This window comes from Ancylobacter defluvii (assembly GCF_018390605.1).
In the GTDB taxonomy this organism is placed as follows: domain Bacteria; phylum Pseudomonadota; class Alphaproteobacteria; order Rhizobiales; family Xanthobacteraceae; genus Ancylobacter; species Ancylobacter defluvii.
In genome coordinates, this window is record NZ_JAHBGD010000004.1 from 105,276 (window position 1) to 123,794 (window position 18,519).

General features: G+C 67.8%; 17 protein-coding genes and 1 pseudogene. 7 read left to right on the plus strand and 11 right to left on the minus strand.

All coding sequences use genetic code 11. The features are described from left to right. The first annotated feature begins 186 nt into the window (after positions 1-186). From KHC24_RS02415 to KHC24_RS02425, 3 genes are all read left to right on the plus strand, one after another. On the plus strand, positions 187-828 hold the full coding sequence (locus KHC24_RS02415; RefSeq protein WP_213359008.1) for a GNAT family N-acetyltransferase: 642 nt from the start codon (positions 187-189) through the stop codon (positions 826-828). 175 nt (positions 829-1,003) lie between these two features. Continuing rightward, a complete protein-coding gene (locus KHC24_RS02420; protein ID WP_246546072.1) occupies positions 1,004-3,487 on the plus strand; it encodes a DUF3772 domain-containing protein in 2,484 nt (827 codons plus the stop codon). A 160-nt stretch (positions 3,488-3,647) separates the two neighbouring features. Then, positions 3,648-4,283 carry a CAP domain-containing protein gene (locus KHC24_RS02425; protein WP_213359010.1) on the plus strand — a complete coding sequence of 212 codons (636 nt, stop codon included), beginning with the start codon at positions 3,648-3,650 and terminating at the stop codon, positions 4,281-4,283. A gap of 68 nt (positions 4,284-4,351) precedes the next feature. Here KHC24_RS02425 and KHC24_RS02430 read toward each other — a convergent pair whose 3' ends face one another. Continuing rightward, a complete protein-coding gene (locus KHC24_RS02430; RefSeq protein WP_213359011.1) occupies positions 4,352-5,494 on the minus strand; it encodes a CobW family GTP-binding protein in 1,143 nt (380 codons plus the stop codon). Positions 5,495-5,506: 12 nt separating this feature from the next. Beyond that, on the minus strand, positions 5,507-6,988 hold the full coding sequence (locus KHC24_RS02435; protein WP_271180501.1) for a D-alanyl-D-alanine carboxypeptidase family protein: 1,482 nt from the start codon (positions 6,986-6,988) through the stop codon (positions 5,507-5,509). Positions 6,989-7,186: 198 nt separating this feature from the next. On the opposite strand from KHC24_RS02435, the pseudogene hisE reads away from it, so the two are divergent. Both hisE and KHC24_RS02445 read left to right on the plus strand, forming a co-directional pair. Continuing rightward, positions 7,187-7,498, plus strand: a pseudogene (gene hisE, locus KHC24_RS24925) (phosphoribosyl-ATP diphosphatase); the annotation flags it as partial. Between the two features lie 279 nt (positions 7,499-7,777). After that, complete coding sequence (locus KHC24_RS02445) at positions 7,778-8,359, plus strand: YqaA family protein (RefSeq protein WP_213359013.1); 582 nt, start codon at positions 7,778-7,780, stop codon at positions 8,357-8,359. Between the two features lie 219 nt (positions 8,360-8,578). Here the strand turns inward: KHC24_RS02445 and cysW are convergent, their stop codons facing one another. From cysW to KHC24_RS02490, 9 genes are all read right to left on the minus strand, one after another. Further along, positions 8,579-9,415: a sulfate ABC transporter permease subunit CysW gene (gene cysW / locus KHC24_RS02450; protein WP_213359015.1), complete on the minus strand. Its 837-nt coding sequence runs from the start codon at positions 9,413-9,415 to the stop codon at positions 8,579-8,581. Further along, entirely contained in the window at positions 9,412-10,200 is a 789-nt protein-coding gene (cysT, locus tag KHC24_RS02455) for a sulfate ABC transporter permease subunit CysT (protein WP_246546081.1), read from the minus strand. The genes cysW and cysT overlap by 4 nt, the downstream gene beginning before the upstream one ends. A gap of 186 nt (positions 10,201-10,386) precedes the next feature. Next, the gene (locus KHC24_RS02460; RefSeq protein WP_213359018.1) at positions 10,387-11,406 is read right to left on the minus strand and encodes a sulfate ABC transporter substrate-binding protein; all 1,020 of its coding nucleotides are present in this window, start codon (positions 11,404-11,406) and stop codon (positions 10,387-10,389) included. Positions 11,407-11,615: 209 nt separating this feature from the next. Next, positions 11,616-12,353: a phosphoadenylyl-sulfate reductase gene (locus tag KHC24_RS02465; RefSeq protein ID WP_213359019.1), complete on the minus strand. Its 738-nt coding sequence runs from the start codon at positions 12,351-12,353 to the stop codon at positions 11,616-11,618. Beyond that, on the minus strand, positions 12,350-12,910 hold the full coding sequence (locus KHC24_RS02470; protein ID WP_213359020.1) for a DUF934 domain-containing protein: 561 nt from the start codon (positions 12,908-12,910) through the stop codon (positions 12,350-12,352). Before KHC24_RS02470 ends, KHC24_RS02465 begins: the two co-directional genes overlap by 4 nt. Then, the gene (locus KHC24_RS02475) at positions 12,897-14,552 is read right to left on the minus strand and encodes a nitrite/sulfite reductase (RefSeq protein ID WP_213359021.1); all 1,656 of its coding nucleotides are present in this window, start codon (positions 14,550-14,552) and stop codon (positions 12,897-12,899) included. Before KHC24_RS02475 ends, KHC24_RS02470 begins: the two co-directional genes overlap by 14 nt. Before the next feature lie 40 nt (positions 14,553-14,592). Then, positions 14,593-14,919: a DUF2849 domain-containing protein gene (locus KHC24_RS02480; protein ID WP_213359022.1), complete on the minus strand. Its 327-nt coding sequence runs from the start codon at positions 14,917-14,919 to the stop codon at positions 14,593-14,595. 129 nt (positions 14,920-15,048) lie between these two features. Beyond that, positions 15,049-15,831, minus strand: a complete 783-nt coding sequence (locus KHC24_RS02485; RefSeq protein ID WP_213359023.1) for a DUF429 domain-containing protein — start codon at positions 15,829-15,831, stop codon at positions 15,049-15,051. Continuing rightward, on the minus strand, positions 15,828-17,015 hold the full coding sequence (locus tag KHC24_RS02490) for an NAD(P)/FAD-dependent oxidoreductase (protein ID WP_213359024.1): 1,188 nt from the start codon (positions 17,013-17,015) through the stop codon (positions 15,828-15,830). Before KHC24_RS02490 ends, KHC24_RS02485 begins: the two co-directional genes overlap by 4 nt. Positions 17,016-17,156: 141 nt before the next feature. Between KHC24_RS02490 and KHC24_RS02495 the strand changes: the two genes are divergently transcribed. Together KHC24_RS02495 and KHC24_RS02500 are read left to right on the plus strand one after the other, a co-directional pair. Next, positions 17,157-18,068, plus strand: a complete 912-nt coding sequence (locus KHC24_RS02495; protein ID WP_213359026.1) for an HpcH/HpaI aldolase/citrate lyase family protein — start codon at positions 17,157-17,159, stop codon at positions 18,066-18,068. Between the two features lie 43 nt (positions 18,069-18,111). After that, the gene (locus KHC24_RS02500) at positions 18,112-18,315 is read left to right on the plus strand and encodes a DUF1737 domain-containing protein (RefSeq protein WP_213359065.1); all 204 of its coding nucleotides are present in this window, start codon (positions 18,112-18,114) and stop codon (positions 18,313-18,315) included. The last annotated feature ends 204 nt before the right edge of the window (positions 18,316-18,519 follow it).

The window sequence follows — 18,519 nt, forward strand, 5'->3', positions numbered from 1 at the left end:
TCCCGCCAGGTTCCACAAAGTCCCGGTGCGGTTCGCGGTCGGGCATGCCGGGCGGGTGGTGCGACGGCACCACAGGCGCGCGCATGCCGCATGCGAGCCATGCAGGGCTGCCGGTTGTGTGATGTTGCAGTGCGAATATGTATGTCGCACCGCAATGTAGCGGTGGATGCGATGCCCGGAACACCGATGATCGATACGCTCGAGCCCCGGAAGACTGCCGGCGAGGCGACCGCCTCGCGGGCCGCCGCCGTTGCCGAGGGCGCGATCCGCAGGATCGTGCCCGCCGAGCGGCAGGCCTTTCTCGACCATCTGCTCCGCCTGGATCCGCTGAGCCGCTTCATGCGCTTCGGCGGCGTGGTGTCCGACGCCGCACTCGCTCGCCACGCTAGCCGCGCGGTCGGGGGCGACAAGCTGCTGGTCGGTTATTTCCACGATGGCGAATTGCGCGCCGTCGCCGAGCTGCACCCGCTGCCGAAGCGGGCCGGCAAGCCGGTCGCCGCGGAAGCCGCCTTCAGCGTCGAACGCGACTGGCAGGGCAAGGGCATCGGCTCGGCGCTGATGCGCCATCTGGTACTGCTGGCGCAGAATCGCGGCATCGAGGATCTCGAAGTGGTGTTCCTGCCCAATAATGGGCGGATGAAGAGCATCGCGCTGCGCCACGACGCCGATTTCTCGCTCGACGAGACCGAGATGGTTGGCCACATGCGCACGCCGCGTGCCACCCCGTTCTCCTGGATACGGGAAATGATCAGTGACGTTTCCGCCGTGTTCTCCGCGGCGTTCGAATTGCAGGATCGCCTGCTGCCGCGCCAGCATCGCGGCCATTGAGACGGTCTGCCGGTTTCCCGCGGCGGGGCGGCGGCGCCGCCTGAAGGCCACGACCGAGGGCCGGCGCTGCCGGATCGCCTTGACGAGTTGCCTTGACGAGTTGCCTTGACGAGTTGCCTTGACTTGGCCGTGATCGGGCGTGAGACAGGGCCGTCCTCATCAAATGCGCCCGTTCATGCTTATTTCCCGTCGCCTTGCTCCTGATGCCGCGATCGGCATCCTCCTGCGCGCCGTGGTGGCGTCGCTGCTTCTCGCGCTGCTGTTTGCCGCCGGTGCCCACGCCCAGACGGTGCTCGACGTCAAGACCGCGCATGACCGCCTGGAGGGGCAGCGGGCGGTGGTCGACAGCGTCGAGGGCGGATTGGGGCGCGACGGGCTGCGCTCGCCGGATCTCGACGAATTGCGCGGGCGGCTGGACCCGGTCCGCACCGATCTGACGGCGGCGATCGAGCTGCTCGAGCCGGTGCTGGCCGACCTCAACCACCGCATCCAGGAGCTGGGGCCGAAGCCGGCCGCCGACGCGCCGCCGGAAAATGCCTCCATTACGACCCAGCGCGACGAGCTCACCGCCCAGGCCGCCGAAGTGGAGGGGCTGACCAAGCAGGTGCGGCTGCTCAATACCCGCGGCGACCAGCTGTCGGACCGCATCACCAGCCGCCGCCGCGCGCTGTTCACCGACCAGTTGCTGGCACGCTCCTATTCCATCCTCAATCCGGAGTTGTGGCTGGCCTCGGCCAGCGCCATGGCCATGGAGGCGCGGGGCATCCGCTACCTGCTCAGCGACTGGCAGGCCTATGCCGGCAGCCGCGTGCCGCTCTGGGGCCAGTTGCTACTGGCGCTTGGCGTCGTCGGCATCGGCGTGCTGGCGACGATGCTGCGCCGGCTGCTGGCGCGGCCGCTGCGCCGGCTGAAGCGGGAGATCGGCGAGGAGCCGCTGCCGCGCCTCAAGGCCTGCATCGCCTCGATGCTCACCGGCGTCGTCGCCATCGTGCCGGCGATCCTCGCCGTTTTCGCGTCGATCGCGCTGCTCGACGGCTTCGACGTGCTGCCCGCCCGCATGCTCGAAGTGATGCAGGGCGTGCTGCTGGCGGTGACGGTCGTCTCTACTGGGCGTGGCATGCTGCTCGCCGCGCTGGCGCCCGACGAGCCCTGGCGGCGCGCGGTGCCACTGGGTGACCAGGTGGCGACGCTGCTCTACCGGCATATCGTCACCGGCATCTGGCTGCTGGGCCTCGCCGCCTTCCTCGGCAATCTGCACCGGGCGCTGGTGGCGCCGGTGGCGCTTACCGTCACGACCAACGCCCTGCTGGCGCTTGGCCTCGCCGCCATCGCGGTTTCAACGGTGCGCGCGCTGGCCGCCGACGACGAGCCGGTGATGGAGGACGCGCCGGCGGGGGGCGAAAAGCCGGGAAGCGACAAGCCGGAGGGCGCGCTCGCCGCCGCTTCCGCCACCGCGCTGCAATGGGCGCGCTTTCCGTTCTGGGTGCTGAACTTCGTCGTCCTCGGCGCGCTGTTGGCCGGCTATGTCGGCCTCGCCAGCTACCTCGCCAGCCGCTCGCTGCTGGCGGTGGTGTTCGCGCTGTTCGTCTATGTGCTGCTGGCGCTGATCAACGCCTTCTTCATCGAGGGCATCGCGCAGGGCCACAAGGCACGGATGGCCGCCCGCACCCTCGGCGTGCGCCCGGCCAGCCTCGAGCTGATCGCGGTGCTGGTCGCCGGCGTGCTCAAGGTGGTGGTGGTGATGTTCGCCGTCGTCATCGTGGTGGGCACCTGGGGCACCTCCACCGCCGACCTGCGCGACGTGGTCAGCCGCGTCACCTTCGGTTTCACCATCGGCACCTCGACGGTGACGATCGGCGACATTCTCTATGCCGTGCTGTTCCTGGTGGCCGGCATCGTCATCGCCCGCGCCATCCAGCGCTGGTTCTCGGTGGCGATCCTGCCGCGCACCGCCTTCGATCCCGGCCTGCAGAACTCCATCGCCACCATCATCGGCTATGTGATCTCGCTGGCGGTGATCGCCATGGCGATGGGGCAGATCGGGCTCAACCTGCAGAACATCGCACTGGTCGCCGGTGCGCTGTCGGTCGGTATCGGTTTCGGCCTGCAATCGATCGTGTCGAACTTCGTCTCCGGGCTGATCCTGCTCGCCGAGCGGCCGATCCGCGTCGGCGACACCATTTCGGTGAAGGGCGAGGAAGGCTATGTGCGCCGCATCTCGGTGCGCGCCACCGAGATCGAGACCTTCGACCGCGCGGCGGTGCTGATCCCGAATTCCGACCTGATCACCGGCCTCGTCAAGAACTACACCCATGCCAACACCACTGGGCGCATCATCCTGCAGATCAACGTCGCCTACGATTCCGATGCCGAGGAGGTGCGCGACCTGCTGATCGGCTGCGCCTGCGACCATCCGCAGGTGCTGCGCTCGCCGCCGCCGCGGGTGTTCCTGGTCAAGTTCGGCGACAGCTACCTGCAGTTCGAGCTGCGCTGCGTGGTCGCCAATGTCGATTATGCGCTGACGGTGAAGAGCGACCTGCATTTCGCGGTGCTCGACCGCATGAAGCAGGCGCGCATCGGCATCCCGTTCACGCCGTGGAACATCTATCGCGGCGGTTCGCTGCAAGCCCCGGATCCCACCGCCGGCGAGGACGGCTAGTCCCTCGACCGGCCCGGCCGAGGCCGGCCGAACGGGGAGAGCCCTCGGTTTCGATTGTCCCGCCGGGCGGTGGCGCGCAAAGGTCTCTCAACCTTTGCGGCACATGCTCCAGCCTCCCGTGCCGATTCGCGCCTTCCTCCTCCTGCCCCGAGAGGCACCCATGCCTGGTTTTCCGATCCCGCGCCGTGCGATCCAGCGTCTGCTGGCCGGCGCACTGCTGCTGCCGCTGGCGCTGGCGGGTTGCGCCACGCCGCCGCCGGTGGCGACCGATCCGACCTTCTATGCCGACCTCTCCAAGGGCGGCCGGCTGGACCCGGATGCGGCGGCCTCGCTGGTGAGCGACTATCGGCGCGGACGCGGCCTGCCGGCGGTCAGCCTCGACCCCGTGCTGATGCGGGTAGCCGAGCAGCAGGCCAAGGCCATGGCGGCGGCGGACGAGCTCTCCCACTCGGTGGGCGGGCGCGGCTTCGTCACCCGGCTGAAGGCGGCCGGCTGGACCGGGCTGACCGCGGTGGAGAATGTCGGCGCCGGCTATCACACGCTCGCCGAGGCGTTTTCCGGCTGGCGGGATTCACCCTCGCACAACAAGAACATGCTGACCCCGCGGGCGACCCGGATCGGCATCGCCGCCGTGGCGGTGCCGAGGAGTCGCTACCGCGTCTACTGGGCCATGGTGCTCGGCACGCCCGATCCGAAGGTCGAGGCGGCGGTCGCGGCGCAGGCGCAGGCCGCGTCCGCCGCTCCCGCCCCGACGGATTCGGTGACGATCAATGGCGCGCCGCTGCCGGGACAATGAGGCTCCCGCCAATGAGCCGCTGCCAATGAGGCTCCGCCAGCTCCGTCCCGGCGCCCGGCGAGGCCGCCTCAGCGCCGCATCGTCGCCGGGGCGAGCGGGTTGTCGGTGAGGGCGGCGCCATCCGGCTGGTCCGGCGCCGGCAGGCCCATGAAGGCATCGAACAGCCGGCGGATCACCGCCGGCTCGACATCGCGCACGATCATCACCAGGCGGGTGCGGCGGTCGTCGTCCGGCCAGTCGGGCAACTGGCTCGGCGGGTGCAGCACATGCTGGACGCCGTGCAGCACCACCGGGCGCGCCGGATCCTCGACGAGGCGCACAATGCCCTTGAGGCGCAGCAGCTTGTCGCCGTGCATGCCGCGGACCAGTTCCAGGAACATGTCGAGCGCCGCCGCCGGCACCGCCGCCTCGGTGGCGACGGTGAAGGCGCGGATGCGGTCGTCATGCCGGTTGGCGTCGTGCGCAGATCCATGTTGGGAATGGCCGCGCTGCGCGGCCTCCGCCGCCTCGACCGCCTCGGCGTTCAGCCAGCTTTCGACATCGGGGATCTTGTTCGCCGGGTTGTAGAGGCCGGCATCGAGCAGCGCCGCCGGCGTCGCCTCGCCCTTCGCCGCATCGAGCCGCACCGCGCCGGGGGCGAGGCGGTCGAGACGGGCATTCAGCGACGCGAAGCCAGCCTGCCGCTCGGGCGTGTCGAGCAGATCGGTCTTGGCGAGGACGATGCGGTCGGCGATGGCCGCCTGCTTGACGGCTTCGGGATGGGCGTCGAGCGTCGACAGCCCGTTCACCGCGTCGATCACCGTCACCACCCCGTCGAGGCGGAAGCGCATGACCAGATAGGGGTGCATCATCAGCACATGCAGCACCGGCGCCGGGTCGGCGAGGCCGGTGGTCTCGATCACCACCCGCCGGAACGGCGGGATGACGCCGTTATCCATGCGGCGCAGCAGGTGCTCCAGCCCTTCGACGAGGTCGCCGCGCACCGTGCAGCACAGGCAGCCCGAGGCGAGAAGCACGGTGGCATCGTCGAAATGCTGCACCAGCAGATGATCGAGCCCGATCTCGCCGAACTCGTTGATGAGCACGGCGGTGTCCTTGAGATCGGGATCGGACAGCAGGCGGTTGAGCAGCGTCGTCTTGCCGGCGCCGAGAAAGCCGGTGAGCAGCGTGACCGGGATCGGGTCCGGCTGCCGGCGCGTCTGGTCGATCATGATGGTGCCAAGCTACTGCGCCGCGGCGGCGGGATTGGGCGCCGGCACCGGCGCCAGAATGATGGTCGGCTGCGAGGCGGACTGCGCCGCCGGCTTTGCCGGTTTCGCCGCCGGTTTGGCGGCCGGCTTCGGCTGGGCGGAAGCGGTCGGCTTGGCCGCCGGCTTGGCGGCAGGTTTGGCTGCCGCGGGCTTGGCTGCGGCGGGCCTGGCTACCGGCTTCGGCGCCGGGGCGGCGTCGCCGGTGGGATCGGCCATCACCGTCGTCTCCGGCTTGGTTCCCGGCTTGGCGGCGGATTTGGAGCCGGGCTTGGGCAGCGCGACCGGAATGGCCACCTGCTTGGCGCCGGTTATCTTCTTGTCCTTGGCGGGTGTCTTCTTCTGCGGCGGCGGCGGATAGGCGGCGGCCAGCGCTGCCGGATCGGGCGTGGGGCCGACGAATACCTCGACCGGCGGCATGGAAGGCGGCAGATTCTGCAGCAGGCTGGCGCCGGTCACCTCGGCGCCGAGCCCACCCATGCCGGCGGCGGCAAAGCCGGTCGGCGTCGGGCCGCTGTCATCCTCGGATTCCGAGGCGGTGTTCTTGCGCTTGCCGCCGCAGACCTGGGCGCGCATGTCGGTCGGCGGGCCGCTCTGGTTGCGCAGCGAATCCACCGTCGGGGCGACGGCGCCGAAGATCTGCCAGGAGTGGTTGAAGCCCCGCTCCAGCAGCAGCGCCGCCTGCTCGGTGCGCTCCTTGCCGGAATTGGTGCCGAGCACGATGGCCAGCAGACGCTTGTCGCCGCGATGGGCGGTGGCGACGAGATTGAAGCCGGAAGCGCAGATGAAGCCGGTCTTCATGCCGTCGGCGCCGGGATAGCGGTCGATCAGCTTGTTGTAGCTGCGCACCACCGCCGGGCCGATCTTCATCGCCGGGATGCGGAACAACTGCTCATGCTCGGGATATTCGAGCGCGATGGCGCGCACCAGAACCGCGAGGTCGCGGGCAGTGGTGACGTTGTTCGGATCGGGCAGCCCGTTGGGATTGGCGAAATGCGAGCCGGTCATGCCGAGGTCGCGCGCGGCCTGGTTCATCTCCTCGACAAAGGCCGGCACCGAGCCGCCAACGCCTTCCGCGATCACCACGGCGATGTCGTTGGCCGACTTGATCAGCATCATCTTCAGCGCGTTGTCGACGGTGATGCGGGTCCCCGGCACGAAGCCCATCTTGGAGGGGGCCTGCGAGGCGGCAAGCGGGGAGACGGTGATCAGCGTGGTCTCGGTCAGCCGCCCGGCCCGCAGGGCGCGGAAGGTGACATAGGCGGTCATCAGCTTGGTGATCGAGGCCGGGTACCAGGGCTTGGTCGCCTCCTCCGCCAGCAGCACCTTGCCGCTGTCGATTTCGACCACCAGCGAAGGGGTGGCGCGCGCGGCGCTGAGGCCGGCCATCGGCAGGAGCGCCGCAAGGGCGAGAGCGAGGGCTGCGGCGCGGATGCGGCGGGAGGGGCGGTTCGACACGCGGCACGCTCCGTATTGGCTGGCGAACATCGATTTCGATCTTCCATACCCCTTCCTCTGCCCGGGAGCAAAAGGGGGGCAAAGCCGGAGGCAGCAATTTATACCGCCGTAACGGGGAGAGGGGGCGGGAATCAGGCGGGCAGGGCAGGCGGTGCACTGCCACGTAATATTCATCGAAGCAGCGTTAAACTTAAGCAAATGAGTGATTCGATCCGCCGTCTTCACGATGCTGTGCGTGCGGCGCGCGCCGGGCAGGTCGCCTCGCCGCGCACCGCCAAGCTATTTGCCCGCGGCCGGGCCTTCATCGCCAAGAAGGTGGCGGAGGAGGCGGTGGAGGTGGCGCTCGATGGTGTCATCGGCGATACGCCGGGCACGGTGCGCGAGAGCGCCGATCTTCTCTACAATCTGGTGGCGCTGTGGGTCGAGCTCGGCATCGAGCCGGAAGATGTCTGGGCGGAGATGCGCCGGCGCGAACAGATGATGGGCATCGCCGAGAAACTGCCGAAGTCCGGCAAGCGCGACAAGCACGGGGCGCTGGCGGGCGCCGTCTCGCCGCAGGGCGTGCTGCCGCTGGCGTCGCTGGCTCCGCTGCGGAATCGTGACAGTGGCGGGCATTCCGGCTATTCGGGTTCCGCCGACTCTGCCGCCATCCGCGCCGGGGATGCGGATGAGGATGCGGTGCTGGACGCCGCGCCCGGCACGGCCGCGCTCGTCGCGCCACCGCTGGTCCCCAATCCGCGTCGCCGCTCCGGCTGAGCGGGATTCTCCCGTCCCTCCGCCGGAGCCCTCATGCTGCGCCGTCTCTATCAATGGGTGATCGCTCTCGCCGAGCGGCCTTCCGCCACTTGGGCGCTTGCCGGCGTGTCGGCGGCGGAGAGTTCGTTCTTTCCGGTGCCGCCGGACATCATGCTGGTGCCGATGTGTATCGCCCGCCCGGATCGCGCCTGGTGGTATGCCTTCATCTGCACCGTCGCCTCGGTGCTCGGCGGGCTGGTCGGCTACGCGATCGGCGCGCTGCTCTACGAGACGGTCGGGATGTTCCTGATCCAGCTCTATGGCTATGGCGACAAGGTCGATGCCTTCGCCAAGGCCTATGCCGAATACGGGCACTGGATCATCCTGATCAAGGGGCTGACGCCGATCCCCTACAAGGTGGTGACCATCACCTCGGGCTTCGCGCATTACAGCCTGTTCTGGTTCGTCGTCCTGTCGATCATCACCCGCGGCGCCCGCTTCTTCCTGGTCGCCGGCCTGCTCTACTGGATCGGCCCGCCGGCGCGGGTCTTCATCGAGGAGCGGCTGGGGCTGGTGACGTTCGTCTTCGCGGTGGTGGTGGTCGGCGGCTTCATCGCCGCGCTATATTTGTTCTGAGGCGAGCCGCTCAGGGGAATGCAACATGCTCCTTTTTCTTCCCCCCGTTGGGGCGAGGTGGCCTCGCGGAGCGGGGCCGGTTAGGGGCTCATGAGGCCGCAGCGCCTTGGCGCCGTTGTTCCGCCTCCCCCATCTCTCTCGCCACGGGGGGAGGGGCAGGTTGCGCCTGTCGTTCCGGTGCCTGCTTGATTATCTTCGTCTTGCGACGCGCTTCCGCGCTCAGTGCCCGCCCTTGCGGTCGTGGACGCGGCTTTCCAGCACCGTCTTGGCGAACAGCGTTACCACGGCGAGCAGCGCCAGCAGCGAGGCGACCGCGAAGGACGCCTGGAACTGGTACTCGTTGTAGAGGATCTCGACCTGCAGCGGGATGGTGTTGGTCTCGCCGCGCACATGGCCGGAGACCACCGACACCGCACCGAACTCGCCCATGGCGCGGGCATTGCAGAGCAGCACGCCGTAGAGCAGCGCCCATTTCACATTCGGCAGGGTGACGCGGGAGAACACCCGCCAGCCGGAGGCGCCGAGCGTCACCGCCGCCTCCTCCTCGGTGGTGCCCTGTTCCTGCATCAGCGGGATCAGCTCGCGCGCCACGAAAGGGAAGGTGACGAAGATGGTGGCCAGCGCGATGCCCGGCCAGGCGAAGATGACCTTGTAGCCATTGTCGATCAGCCACGGGCCGAAATAGCCCTGGGCGCCGAACATGAGCACGAAGACCAGGCCCGCCACCACCGGCGACACCGAGAACGGCAGGTCGATGAGGGTGATCAGGAAGCTCTTGCCGCGGAACGAGAACTTGGTGATCGCCCATGCCATCACCAGTCCCATCCCGGTATTGGCGACCACCGCGATGGCGGTGACGAGAAGGGTCAGCTCGATGGCGGCGAGCGCGTCCGGCTCGACGAGGGCGCTGGCATAGGCCTGCCAGCCCTTCACGAAGGCCTGGGCGAAGACGTTGATCAGCGGCATCACGATGAACAGGCCGATGAACAGGGCCGCCACCGCGATCACCGTCCATTTGACGGCGGCGGGTTCGGAACGGACGGAATTGTCGCTCATGATGCCCTCCCGGTGCGGGCCTGCGACCAGCGCTGCAGGCCGTTGATCACGAACAGCAGCGCAAAGGAGGCCACCAGCATGGTGGCGGCTATGGTGGTGGCATCGGCGTAGCGGAACTCTTCCAGCCGGATGACGATCAGCAGCGGCGCGATCTCCGACACATTGGGCAGGTTGCCGGCGATGAAGATCACCGAGCCGTATTCGCCGACCGCGCGGGCGAAGGCGAGGGCAAAGCCGGTGAGGAAGGCTGGCAGTACGGTCGGCAGCACCACCTTGCGGATGGTGGTCCAGCGGCTGGCGCCGAGCGTGGCGGCGGCCTCCTCCAGCTCATGGTCGAAGTCCTCCAGCACCGGCTGCACCGTGCGCACCACGAAGGGCAGGCCGATGAAGATCAGCGCCACCAGGATGCCGAGCGGGGTGAAGGAGACCTTTACACCCAGGGGCGCGAGCAGGCTGCCGAGCCAGCCATTCTCGGCATAGAGCGTGGTCAGCGCGATGCCGGCCACCGCGGTGGGCAGCGCGAAGGGAATGTCGACCAGAGCGTCGAGCAGGCGGCGGCCGGGAAAATCGTAGCGCACCAGCGCCCACACCACCACGGCGCCGAGCACCAGATTGATGCTGGCGGCGATGAGCGACAGGCCGAAGGAAATTTTCAGCGCGTTCAGCGTGCGGGTGGCGGTGAGGATGGTCCAGATGCGGTCCGGCGTCAGCTCGGCGGTCTTGAAGAACAGGCCGGCGAGCGGGATCAGCACGATCAATGACAGCCACAGCAGCGTGAGGCCCATGGTGAGGCCGAAGCCGGGGATCACGCCGCTGCTTCGGCGGGGCGGCGCAGCAGGGGCGAGCGGCGGCGCGCTTATCGTCGTCTCGGTCACGTCCGCATTCCCTCGTACCGCATCATAAGAGCGGCGCCGGACCCGCATCAGGTCCGGCGCCCAGTTGTGGCTGGCGTTGGCGCCGGCCTCGGGAACTCAGTTGGAATAGATCTGGTCGAAGACGCCGCCATCGTCGAAATGGGTCTTCTGCGCCTTGCGCCAGCCGCCGAAGGCCGGGTCGTCGATGGTGACGAGGTCGACCTTCGGGAAGACCTTCTCATACTGCTTGGCGATTTCGGCATCGCGGGGGCGATAGAAATTCTCGGCGGCGAGCTTCTGGCCTTCCTTGCTGTAGAGCAGCTTCAGGTAGCTCTCGGCCGCCGCACGGGTACCCTTGCGGTCCACCACCTTGTCGACCACCGCGACCGGCGGCTCGGCAAGGATGGACAGCGAAGGCACGACGATGTCGAACTTGTCGTCGCCGAATTCCTTCTTCGACAGGAACGCCTCGTTTTCCCAGGCGAGCAGCACGTCGCCGACGCCGCGCTCGGTGAAGGTGACGGTGGAGCCGCGCGCGCCGGTGTCGAGGACCGGCACGTTCTTGAACAGCGAGGCGAGATATTCCTTCGCCTTGTCCTCCGAGCCGTACTTCTTCAGCGCATAGGCCCAGCCGGCGAGGTAGTTCCAGCGGGCGCCGCCGGAGGTCTTCGGGTTGGGGGTGATGACCTGCACGCCCGGCTTCACCAGATCGTCCCAATCCTTGATGCCCTTGGGGTTGCCCTTGCGCACCAGGAACACGATGGTCGAGGTGTAGGGCGAGGCGTTTTCGGGCAGGCGCTTCTGCCAATCCTGGGCGAGGAAGCCCTTGTCGGCGATGGCGTCGATGTCATAGGCGAGCGCCAGGGTGACCACGTCGGCCTCGAGGCCGTCGATTACCGAGCGGGCCTGCTTGCCGGAGCCGCCATGCGAGGTCTTGATCTCGACGGTCTTGCCGGTTTCGGCCTTGTACGTCTCGGCGAACAGCTTGTTGAACTTCTGGTAGAGCTCGCGCGTCGGGTCGTAGGACACGTTGAGCAGGGTGACGTCGGCGGCGCGCACCGGTGCCGGCGCGGCGAGCGGCGCGACGAGCGCGGCGGCGAGGCCGGCGATCGCCAGATGCTTGAAACGAATGGACATGATCAATCTCTCCCGGACGGCGCGCCCCCGCACCGTCAAAAACCATTGACCTAAGGGTTCCACGGCTGGTTGCTGGGGTCAATAAAAAATACATACTATATAGAAAAATAGATTAAACAACGTCGCGCCCATGTGTTATTTGGGTGCGACGTCAGGCTTTCGCCTGTGAATTCAATGAATTGAATCGCTCACAGGAAGAGCGAAAAGCGTCAGCGCGCCGAGATCAGCGTGTGAATGCCGCACTCGGTCTTGGCGCGACCACGCCAGCGTCCGGCGCGGGCATCCTCGCCGGCGGCGACGCGACTGGTGCAGGGCAGGCAGCCGACCGAAGGGAAGCCCTTGGCCTCCAGCGGGTGCGGCGGCAGGGCGAAGCGCTTGTGAGCGGCTTCCACTTCGGCACGCTCCAGGCTGGCGAGCGGGTTGAACTTCAGCCGTTCGCCGTCGCGCTCGGCCACCGGGATGCCGGCGCGGGTCGAGGCCTGGTAGCGCTTGCGGCCGTTCAGCCAGCCGTCAAAGCCGTCGAGCGCCCTGGCCAGCGGCTCGACCTTGCGGATGCGGCAGCAGGCATCGGGGTCGGAATACCAAAGGTCGTTGCCGGCATCCTGCGTGGCGAGGCGCTCGGCATCGGGATGGAAGGAGCGCACATCGGTGAGGCCGAGCTGGGCTGTGAGCGTGTCGCGATAGGCCAGCGTCTCCTCGAACAGCCAGCCGGTGTCGAGAAAGACCACCGGGATCGAGGGATCCACCTCGGCGGCGAAGGCGAGCAGCACGGCGGACTCGGTGCCGAAGGACGAGACGAGGCACAGCCGGTCGCGCCCGACAATGGTCTGGGCGGCGGCGATCACCTCGGTCGGCGAGCGGCCTTCCAGGGTGCGGGCGATCTCCTCCACCGCATCGAGCGGGGCAAGGCCGGTGAGGATGGTATCGAGGTTGAGGGGGGAGGTCATGCGGTGGCCCCCCTGTCCTTCGATCCGTCGTGTTCCGCACGCGTCGCCGAACGGCCGAGCCGCGCACGCAGCAGGCTCTTACGCCCGTCGCCGGTCGGCTGGTAGAACACGGTGTAGCTGTGCATCGCGGCGTCGAAGGCCTGCGCATCGGCATCCTTGACCGGCACGATCTGGTCGAAGCCGGCACGCGACATGATGAGGAACTGGTCGCGCAGCACGTTGCCGATGGCGCGCAGCGGCCCCTTCCAGCCGAGCCGCTCGCGCAGCAGGCGGGCCTGGCTGTAGGCGCGCCCGTCGCGGAAGGTCGGGAAGTTGAGCGCGACCAGCGCCAGGCGCGGCAGATAGGGCACGATCTCGGCGATCGGCTTGTTGTTCGGCCAGATGATGCCGACCTCGACATTGGTGCTGGCCAGCGCCTCTTCTTCCTTGAGGAAGCGGTCCAGCGACAGCAGCACCGGCGTGGAGGCGGGGAGGGGCGGCACCTGTCCGGCCTCGTCCTCGTCGGCAACCCGCGTGAAGCGGTCCGGGGCGAGCTTGCCGTTCTCAATGAGTGGCATAGACACGTTCCTTGAAGGGTTCGACGCCGAGGCGGTGAACGGTGTCGACGAACAGCTCCTTCGGCGAGGCGCGCAGTTCGAGATAGGCGTCGACGATGTCCTCGATCAGCCCGGGCACCTGGTCGTAGGAAACCGCCGGACCGAGCAGCGTGCCGAGCTGGGCATGCTCGTCGGCCCGGCCACCCAGGGTGATCTGGTAGAATTCCTGGCCGTTCTTCTCGACCCCGAGAATGCCGATATGGCCGACATGGTGATGGCCGCAGGCATTGATGCAGCCGGAGATGTTGACGTGCAGCCGGCCGATGCTGCGCGAGCGGTCGAGATCGGCGAAGCGCTTGGAGATTTCCTGCGCCACCGGAATGGCGCGGGCATTGGCCAGCGCGCAATAATCGAGGCCGGGGCAGGCGATGATGTCGCTCACATGATTGACGTTCGGCGTGGCGAGGCCGGCGGCGTCGAGCTGGCGCCACAGCTCCGGCAGGTCCTTCTGCGCCACGTTGGGCAGGCAGAGATTCTGCTCGTGGCCGACGCGGATCTCATGGAAAGCGTAGGCGTCGGCGAGATCGGCGACGACATCCATCTGGTCGGCGGTGGCGTCGCCCGGAGGCGCGCCGACCGGCTTCAGCGAGATGGTGACGATGGAATAGCCCGGGACCTTATGCCGGTGCACCGAGTTGCGGTACCAGGTGGCGAAGCGCGGGTCTTCCAGCGCCGCCGTCATCTCTGCGGGCTGATCCTCCACCGCGGCAAAATCCGGGTAGAGGAAGCGGGCGCGGATGTCGTCGATGATCTCGTCGGTGAGCTGCAGCGCGCCGTCGCGGATGTTGGCCCATTCCGCCTCGACCGCTTCGGCGAAGGCCTCGGCGCCGATCTCGTGCACCAGGATCTTGATGCGCGCCTTGTAGATGTTGTCGCGCCGGCCGAACTGGTTGTACACGCGCATGATCGCTTCGATGTAGCTCAGTATGTCGCGCACCGGCAGGAACGGTCGGATCGACTTGCCGACGAAGGGCGTGCGGCCGAGGCCGCCGCCGACCAGTACCTCGAAGCCGAGCTCGCCATCCTCATTGCGATGCAGCCGCAGGCCGACATCATGCACCTTGGTCGCCGCGCGGTCCTTCGGGGCGGCGGTGATGGCGATCTTGAACTTGCGCGGCAGGTAGGTGAATTCCGGGTGGAAGGTGGAGTACTGGCGCAGGATTTCCGCCCAGATGCGCGGGTCGTCGAACTCCTCCGGCGTGGCGCCGGCCCACTGGTCGGTGGTCACGTTGCGGATGCAGTTGCCGGAGGTCTGGATGCCGTGCACGCCGACCTCGCCGAGATCGGCCATGGCCTGCGGCAGGTCCTCCAGCTTGATCCAGTTGAACTGGATGTTCTGGCGGGTGGTGAAATGGCCGTAGCCGCGGTCATAGACACGGGCGACATGCGCCATACGGCGCAACTGGTCCGAGGACAGCGTGCCATAGGGGATGGCGACGCGTAGCATATAGGCGTGCAGCTGCAGATAGACGCCGTTCATCAGCCGCAGCGGCTTGAACTCGTCCTCGGTGAGGGCGCCCGACAGGCGCCGCTCCACCTGGTCGCGGAAATCGGCGACCCGTTCGGCGAGGAAGGCGCGGTCGAATTCGTCATAGACGTACATGATCGGTGTCTTCTGCAGTCGCGGCTTGAAGGAACGGCATTCAGGCCGCGGGAAGGGTGGAGGCGGGCAGTTCGAAGGTGACCCCGTTGACGCGGATGCGCTCGCGCAGATTGCCGGGCAGGACGGCGCCGTTGTCGCCGAGGATGACCGGTGCCACATAGGCGCCGACCGCGTCGGTGTCGCGCTTGTGGGCGCCTTCGAGCAGCGCGATGGCTTCCGGCGCCGTGGTGACGACGGCGGCATCGCCGAGCGCCGTCGACCAGCCGCCAGCGGCGGTGCGCCAGACTACCGCGCCGTCGGCGAGACGGTTGGCGGTGACGGCGACGGGGCCGTTGACCTTCAGTTTCTGCTGCTGCGGCGCGGCCATTTCCGGCAATTCCCTGTGTTTTAGCAGTTCCAAATATATAACACGAAATCGGATGTGCAAATTGGATTAATGCACAAAATTTCTGTGTGATATGGTATTTGACAATAATTGTAGATTGTTAGGCGCCCGTCACGCCTGAATCTGGATCGGCAGGCCTTCGCCATCGCGTTCGGGAAGGACGGGAAAGCCGACCGCCTGCCCGCGCGCGATGCGCCCGGCGGTCCAGGCGGCGGCGCAGGCATCGATAAGGTCGTCCTCGCCCACCTTCAGCGCGCGGGCGCGCAAGGGTGAGGTGAAGGCGTCCTCGAAGCCTTGCACCGCCAGCAGTTCGCGGCGCTTCGCCAGGCCCGGCTGATACGGCGCGTTCCTCACCTTCTTGGCGACGTCGAGGGCGTGCCCGCCGTTCATCGCCCAGAAGCTGACCTCCGGGTGGCATTCATGGATGCGGCCGGCGAGGGCGGGTCGTGCGCGCAGCAGCCGGTCGATCTCGGCGATCTTGCCGAAGATGTGGAATGCCTGCTTCGAGACCGCGCGGGGCGGCTGCGAGCTTGCGCGGGCGACAGAGCAGGCATGCCGATAACGCTGGTCTTCCGCGATGCTCTCGTCGAGCGCGGCATAGACGGCGGCCCGCGAGGGTATGGAAAACACGCTCGACTGCCGGTCGCCGAGCTTGGGGCGCACCAGCCGCTCCGGCGCCCTGCCGCCGGGGCCGATGCGCTCCGGCAGGCCGATCGGCATGTCGACGGCGACGATCTGCGGGGCGTCCGGCCGGTCGATGAGGTCGGTGAGGCGGGTGATGCGTTCGGCCGACATGCCGCCGCCGGGCTCGACGATCACCGCGACCCAGCCGCCGGATCCATCGGCAAGGCGGGGGCAGCCATCGACGCCGGCCACCCGAAGCCCGGCGCTCATATGATGTTCAGCTCGGCATGCGGGCGGTTGGCGAGGATGCGCTCATAGCCGAACACGCCGAGGTCGAGCGACAGCGAACGGCCATGCACGATCCATTCGGCGATGGCGCGCCCGGCAGCGGGGGCCTGCTGAAGGCCGTGGCCGGAAAAGCCGTTCATGAAATAGAAGTTCGCCACCTCCGGATGCGGGCCGATCACCGCATTGTGGTCGAGCAGGTTCATCTCGTAATGGCCGGCCCAGGCGCGCACCAGCTTCACCTCCTCCATCGCCGGGATGCGGTGCGCGAGATCCGGCCAGGTGGTCTCCTCGAACAGTGGCCAGTCGACCTCGAAATCATCATCGGGATCGCCGTCTTCCGGTGGCGCCGCCGCACCGCAGATCTGGTAGGCGCCTTCCGGGCGGATCCAGAAGCCGGTCGGATCGACCAGCAACGGCAGGCGCGGCAGCTCGGTGCGGCAATGCAGGACATAGATGCAGCGCTTGCGCCCCTCGACGGGGAGCGGAATGCCGGCGAGGCCCGCGACTCGTCCGGCCCGCGGCCCGGCGGCGTTGACGAGGCTGCCGCAGGCGATGCGCCGACCATCGGCGAGCGTCACGCCGGTGATCCGGTCGCCCGCGCGGACGATCTCGACGACCTCGCCGGCGATGAGATGCGCGCCCTGCCGCCGCGCCGCCTTGCGCACGCAGTCGAGCAGTGCATGGGCGTCGAACCAGCCTTCACCGGAACGGCCATAGGCGCCGGCGGCGAGGCCTTCGACATTCAGGTAAGGAAAGGTGGCGGCGAGCCGGGCGGGATCGAGCAGGTCGATATCGGCGCCCTCGGCCTTCTGCACCTGGTGATTGGCTTCGAGGATCGGCAGGCCGGCGTCGCTGGCGAGGATCAGATAGCCGCCCTCATGCCAGGAGAGATCGGTCTCGGCGCCGAAGCGCTCTTTTGCCGTGCGCAGAAATTCCAGCCCGAACAGCGACATGCGGATGTTCTCGGGGATGGAGAACTGCTGGCGCAGCGAGGCGGCCGAGAGCGTGGTGGATGAACGGGCGAAGCTGGCGTCGCGCTCGATCACCGCCACCGTGCCGGTAAAGGCCGGGTCGCGGGTGAGGAAATAGGCGGCCATCGCCCCCATGATGGCGCCGCCGATAATGACGACGTCGTATCGCTCATCCGTCTCGACAGCTGCGCTCATGCCTTCAAATCCGATAAGACGTTGCGTGATGGGGCCGCCTCGCGCAACAAAGCTGCGGAGCCGCCGGCCGGCGCGGTTGGCGTGCCGCCGCTCGCCCGGATAGGCTGGTTTCCCGATCTTGCCAACCTAGCCGAGCGAATCATGTCTGGGGTTACATTCCACGCCATCCGTCCCCGCCGCAGCGTGCTGTATATGCCGGGCGCCAATGCCCGCGCGCTGGAGAAGGCACGCAGTCTTCCCGCCGACGCTCTCATCATCGATCTGGAGGATGCGGTGGCGCCGGATGCCAAGGCGGCGGCACGGCAGCAGGTGGCGGAGGCGCTTGCCGCCGGCGGCTATGGCGCGCGCGAGGTGGTGGTGCGGGTCAACGGCTTCGACACCCCCTGGTTCGAGGCCGATCTCGCGCGTTTCGCCGAAGCGGCGGCCGGCGGCGCCGGCCCAGACGCACTGTTGATCCCCAAGATTGCCAGCGCCGAGACATTGCGGGCGATCGGCTCCCGGCTCGACGAGCTCGGCGCGCCGGCGTCGCTCCGGCTATGGGCGATGATCGAGACGCCGCAGGCGGTGATTGAGGTGGCGAGGATCGCGGCGGCGGCGCGCGATCCGGTCAGCCGGCTGGCGGTGCTGGTGCTCGGCACCAATGATCTCGCCAAGGAAACCGGCGCCCGCATCGTGCCGGGCCGGGCGCCGATGCATACCTGGCTGTCCATGTGCGTGCTGGCGGCGCGGGCCGCCGGCATCGAGGTGCTGGACGGCGTGTGGAACGATTTCCGCGATCTCGACGGCTTTTCGCGCGAATGCCGGGAAGCCGCCGAGATGGGTTTCGACGGCAAGACGCTGATCCACCCGACACAGATCGAGCCCGGCAATGCCGCCTTCACGCCGCCTGAGGACGAGGTGGCCGCCGCACGGGCACTGATCGCGGCGTTCGAGCTTCCGGAGCATGCCGGCAAGGGCGTGATCCAGATCGAGGGGCGCATGTATGAGCGCATGCATGCCGACGTCGCCCGCAAGACCGTGGCGCTCGTCGCGGCGATCGCCGCGCGCGGCTGAATTCTCCGGACAGGACGAGACGATGACCGAAGCGACCAAGACCATGAAGCTCTACCGCTACCTCACTGGCCCGGATGACGTGTCGTTCTGCAAGCGGGTTTCCGCGGCGCTGAACCGGGGATGGCGGCTCGCCGGCGACCCGACGCTGACCTTCGACCCGGTAAAGGGGAGGGTGATCTGCGGTCAGGCGATCATGAAGGAGGTCGAGGGCGAATGGTCGGACGAGGTCGTGCTCTCCGATCACTGAATTTGCGGCCGCTTTTCGAGCTATCCACAGGGCTGTGGAAAGGTCAGAAAGTCTAACCTATTGAAAGGTAATCATTTCTTCCGCAGCGATCGCACTGAAGCCGTTTCGTCGCCGCCCCGTCATTTTTCTGAAAACGAGCCTGTTGACACTCAGAACGCCCCCCCCTATAACCCCGTTCATCGACGGGGCGCGCCGCTGACGCGG

Bases quoted from the DNA above. Each gene is read 5' to 3' on its own strand.
- KHC24_RS02495 (WP_213359026.1), top strand. From the start codon at position 17,157: ATGTCTGGGGTTACATTCCACGCCATCCGTCCCCGCCGCAGCGTGCTG.
- KHC24_RS02430 (WP_213359011.1), bottom strand. From the start codon at position 5,494: ATGATCGACCAGACGCGCCGGCAGCCGGACCCGATCCCGGTCACGCTG.
- KHC24_RS02420 (WP_246546072.1), top strand. From the start codon at position 1,004: ATGCTTATTTCCCGTCGCCTTGCTCCTGATGCCGCGATCGGCATCCTC.
- cysT (WP_246546081.1), bottom strand. From the start codon at position 10,200: ATGGGCCTCACGCTGCTGTGGCTGTCATTGATCGTGCTGATCCCGCTC.
- KHC24_RS02485 (WP_213359023.1), bottom strand. From the start codon at position 15,831: ATGAGCGCCGGGCTTCGGGTGGCCGGCGTCGATGGCTGCCCCCGCCTT.
- KHC24_RS02425 (WP_213359010.1), top strand. From the start codon at position 3,648: ATGCCTGGTTTTCCGATCCCGCGCCGTGCGATCCAGCGTCTGCTGGCC.
- cysW (WP_213359015.1), bottom strand. From the start codon at position 9,415: ATGAGCGACAATTCCGTCCGTTCCGAACCCGCCGCCGTCAAATGGACG.
- KHC24_RS02490 (WP_213359024.1), bottom strand. From the start codon at position 17,015: ATGAGCGCAGCTGTCGAGACGGATGAGCGATACGACGTCGTCATTATC.
- KHC24_RS02480 (WP_213359022.1), bottom strand. From the start codon at position 14,919: ATGGCCGCGCCGCAGCAGCAGAAACTGAAGGTCAACGGCCCCGTCGCC.
- KHC24_RS02415 (WP_213359008.1), top strand. From the start codon at position 187: ATGATCGATACGCTCGAGCCCCGGAAGACTGCCGGCGAGGCGACCGCC.
- KHC24_RS02500 (WP_213359065.1), top strand. From the start codon at position 18,112: ATGAAGCTCTACCGCTACCTCACTGGCCCGGATGACGTGTCGTTCTGC.
- KHC24_RS02460 (WP_213359018.1), bottom strand. From the start codon at position 11,406: ATGTCCATTCGTTTCAAGCATCTGGCGATCGCCGGCCTCGCCGCCGCG.
- KHC24_RS02465 (WP_213359019.1), bottom strand. From the start codon at position 12,353: ATGACCTCCCCCCTCAACCTCGATACCATCCTCACCGGCCTTGCCCCG.
- KHC24_RS02470 (WP_213359020.1), bottom strand. From the start codon at position 12,910: ATGCCACTCATTGAGAACGGCAAGCTCGCCCCGGACCGCTTCACGCGG.
- KHC24_RS02445 (WP_213359013.1), top strand. From the start codon at position 7,778: ATGCTGCGCCGTCTCTATCAATGGGTGATCGCTCTCGCCGAGCGGCCT.
- KHC24_RS02475 (WP_213359021.1), bottom strand. From the start codon at position 14,552: ATGTACGTCTATGACGAATTCGACCGCGCCTTCCTCGCCGAACGGGTC.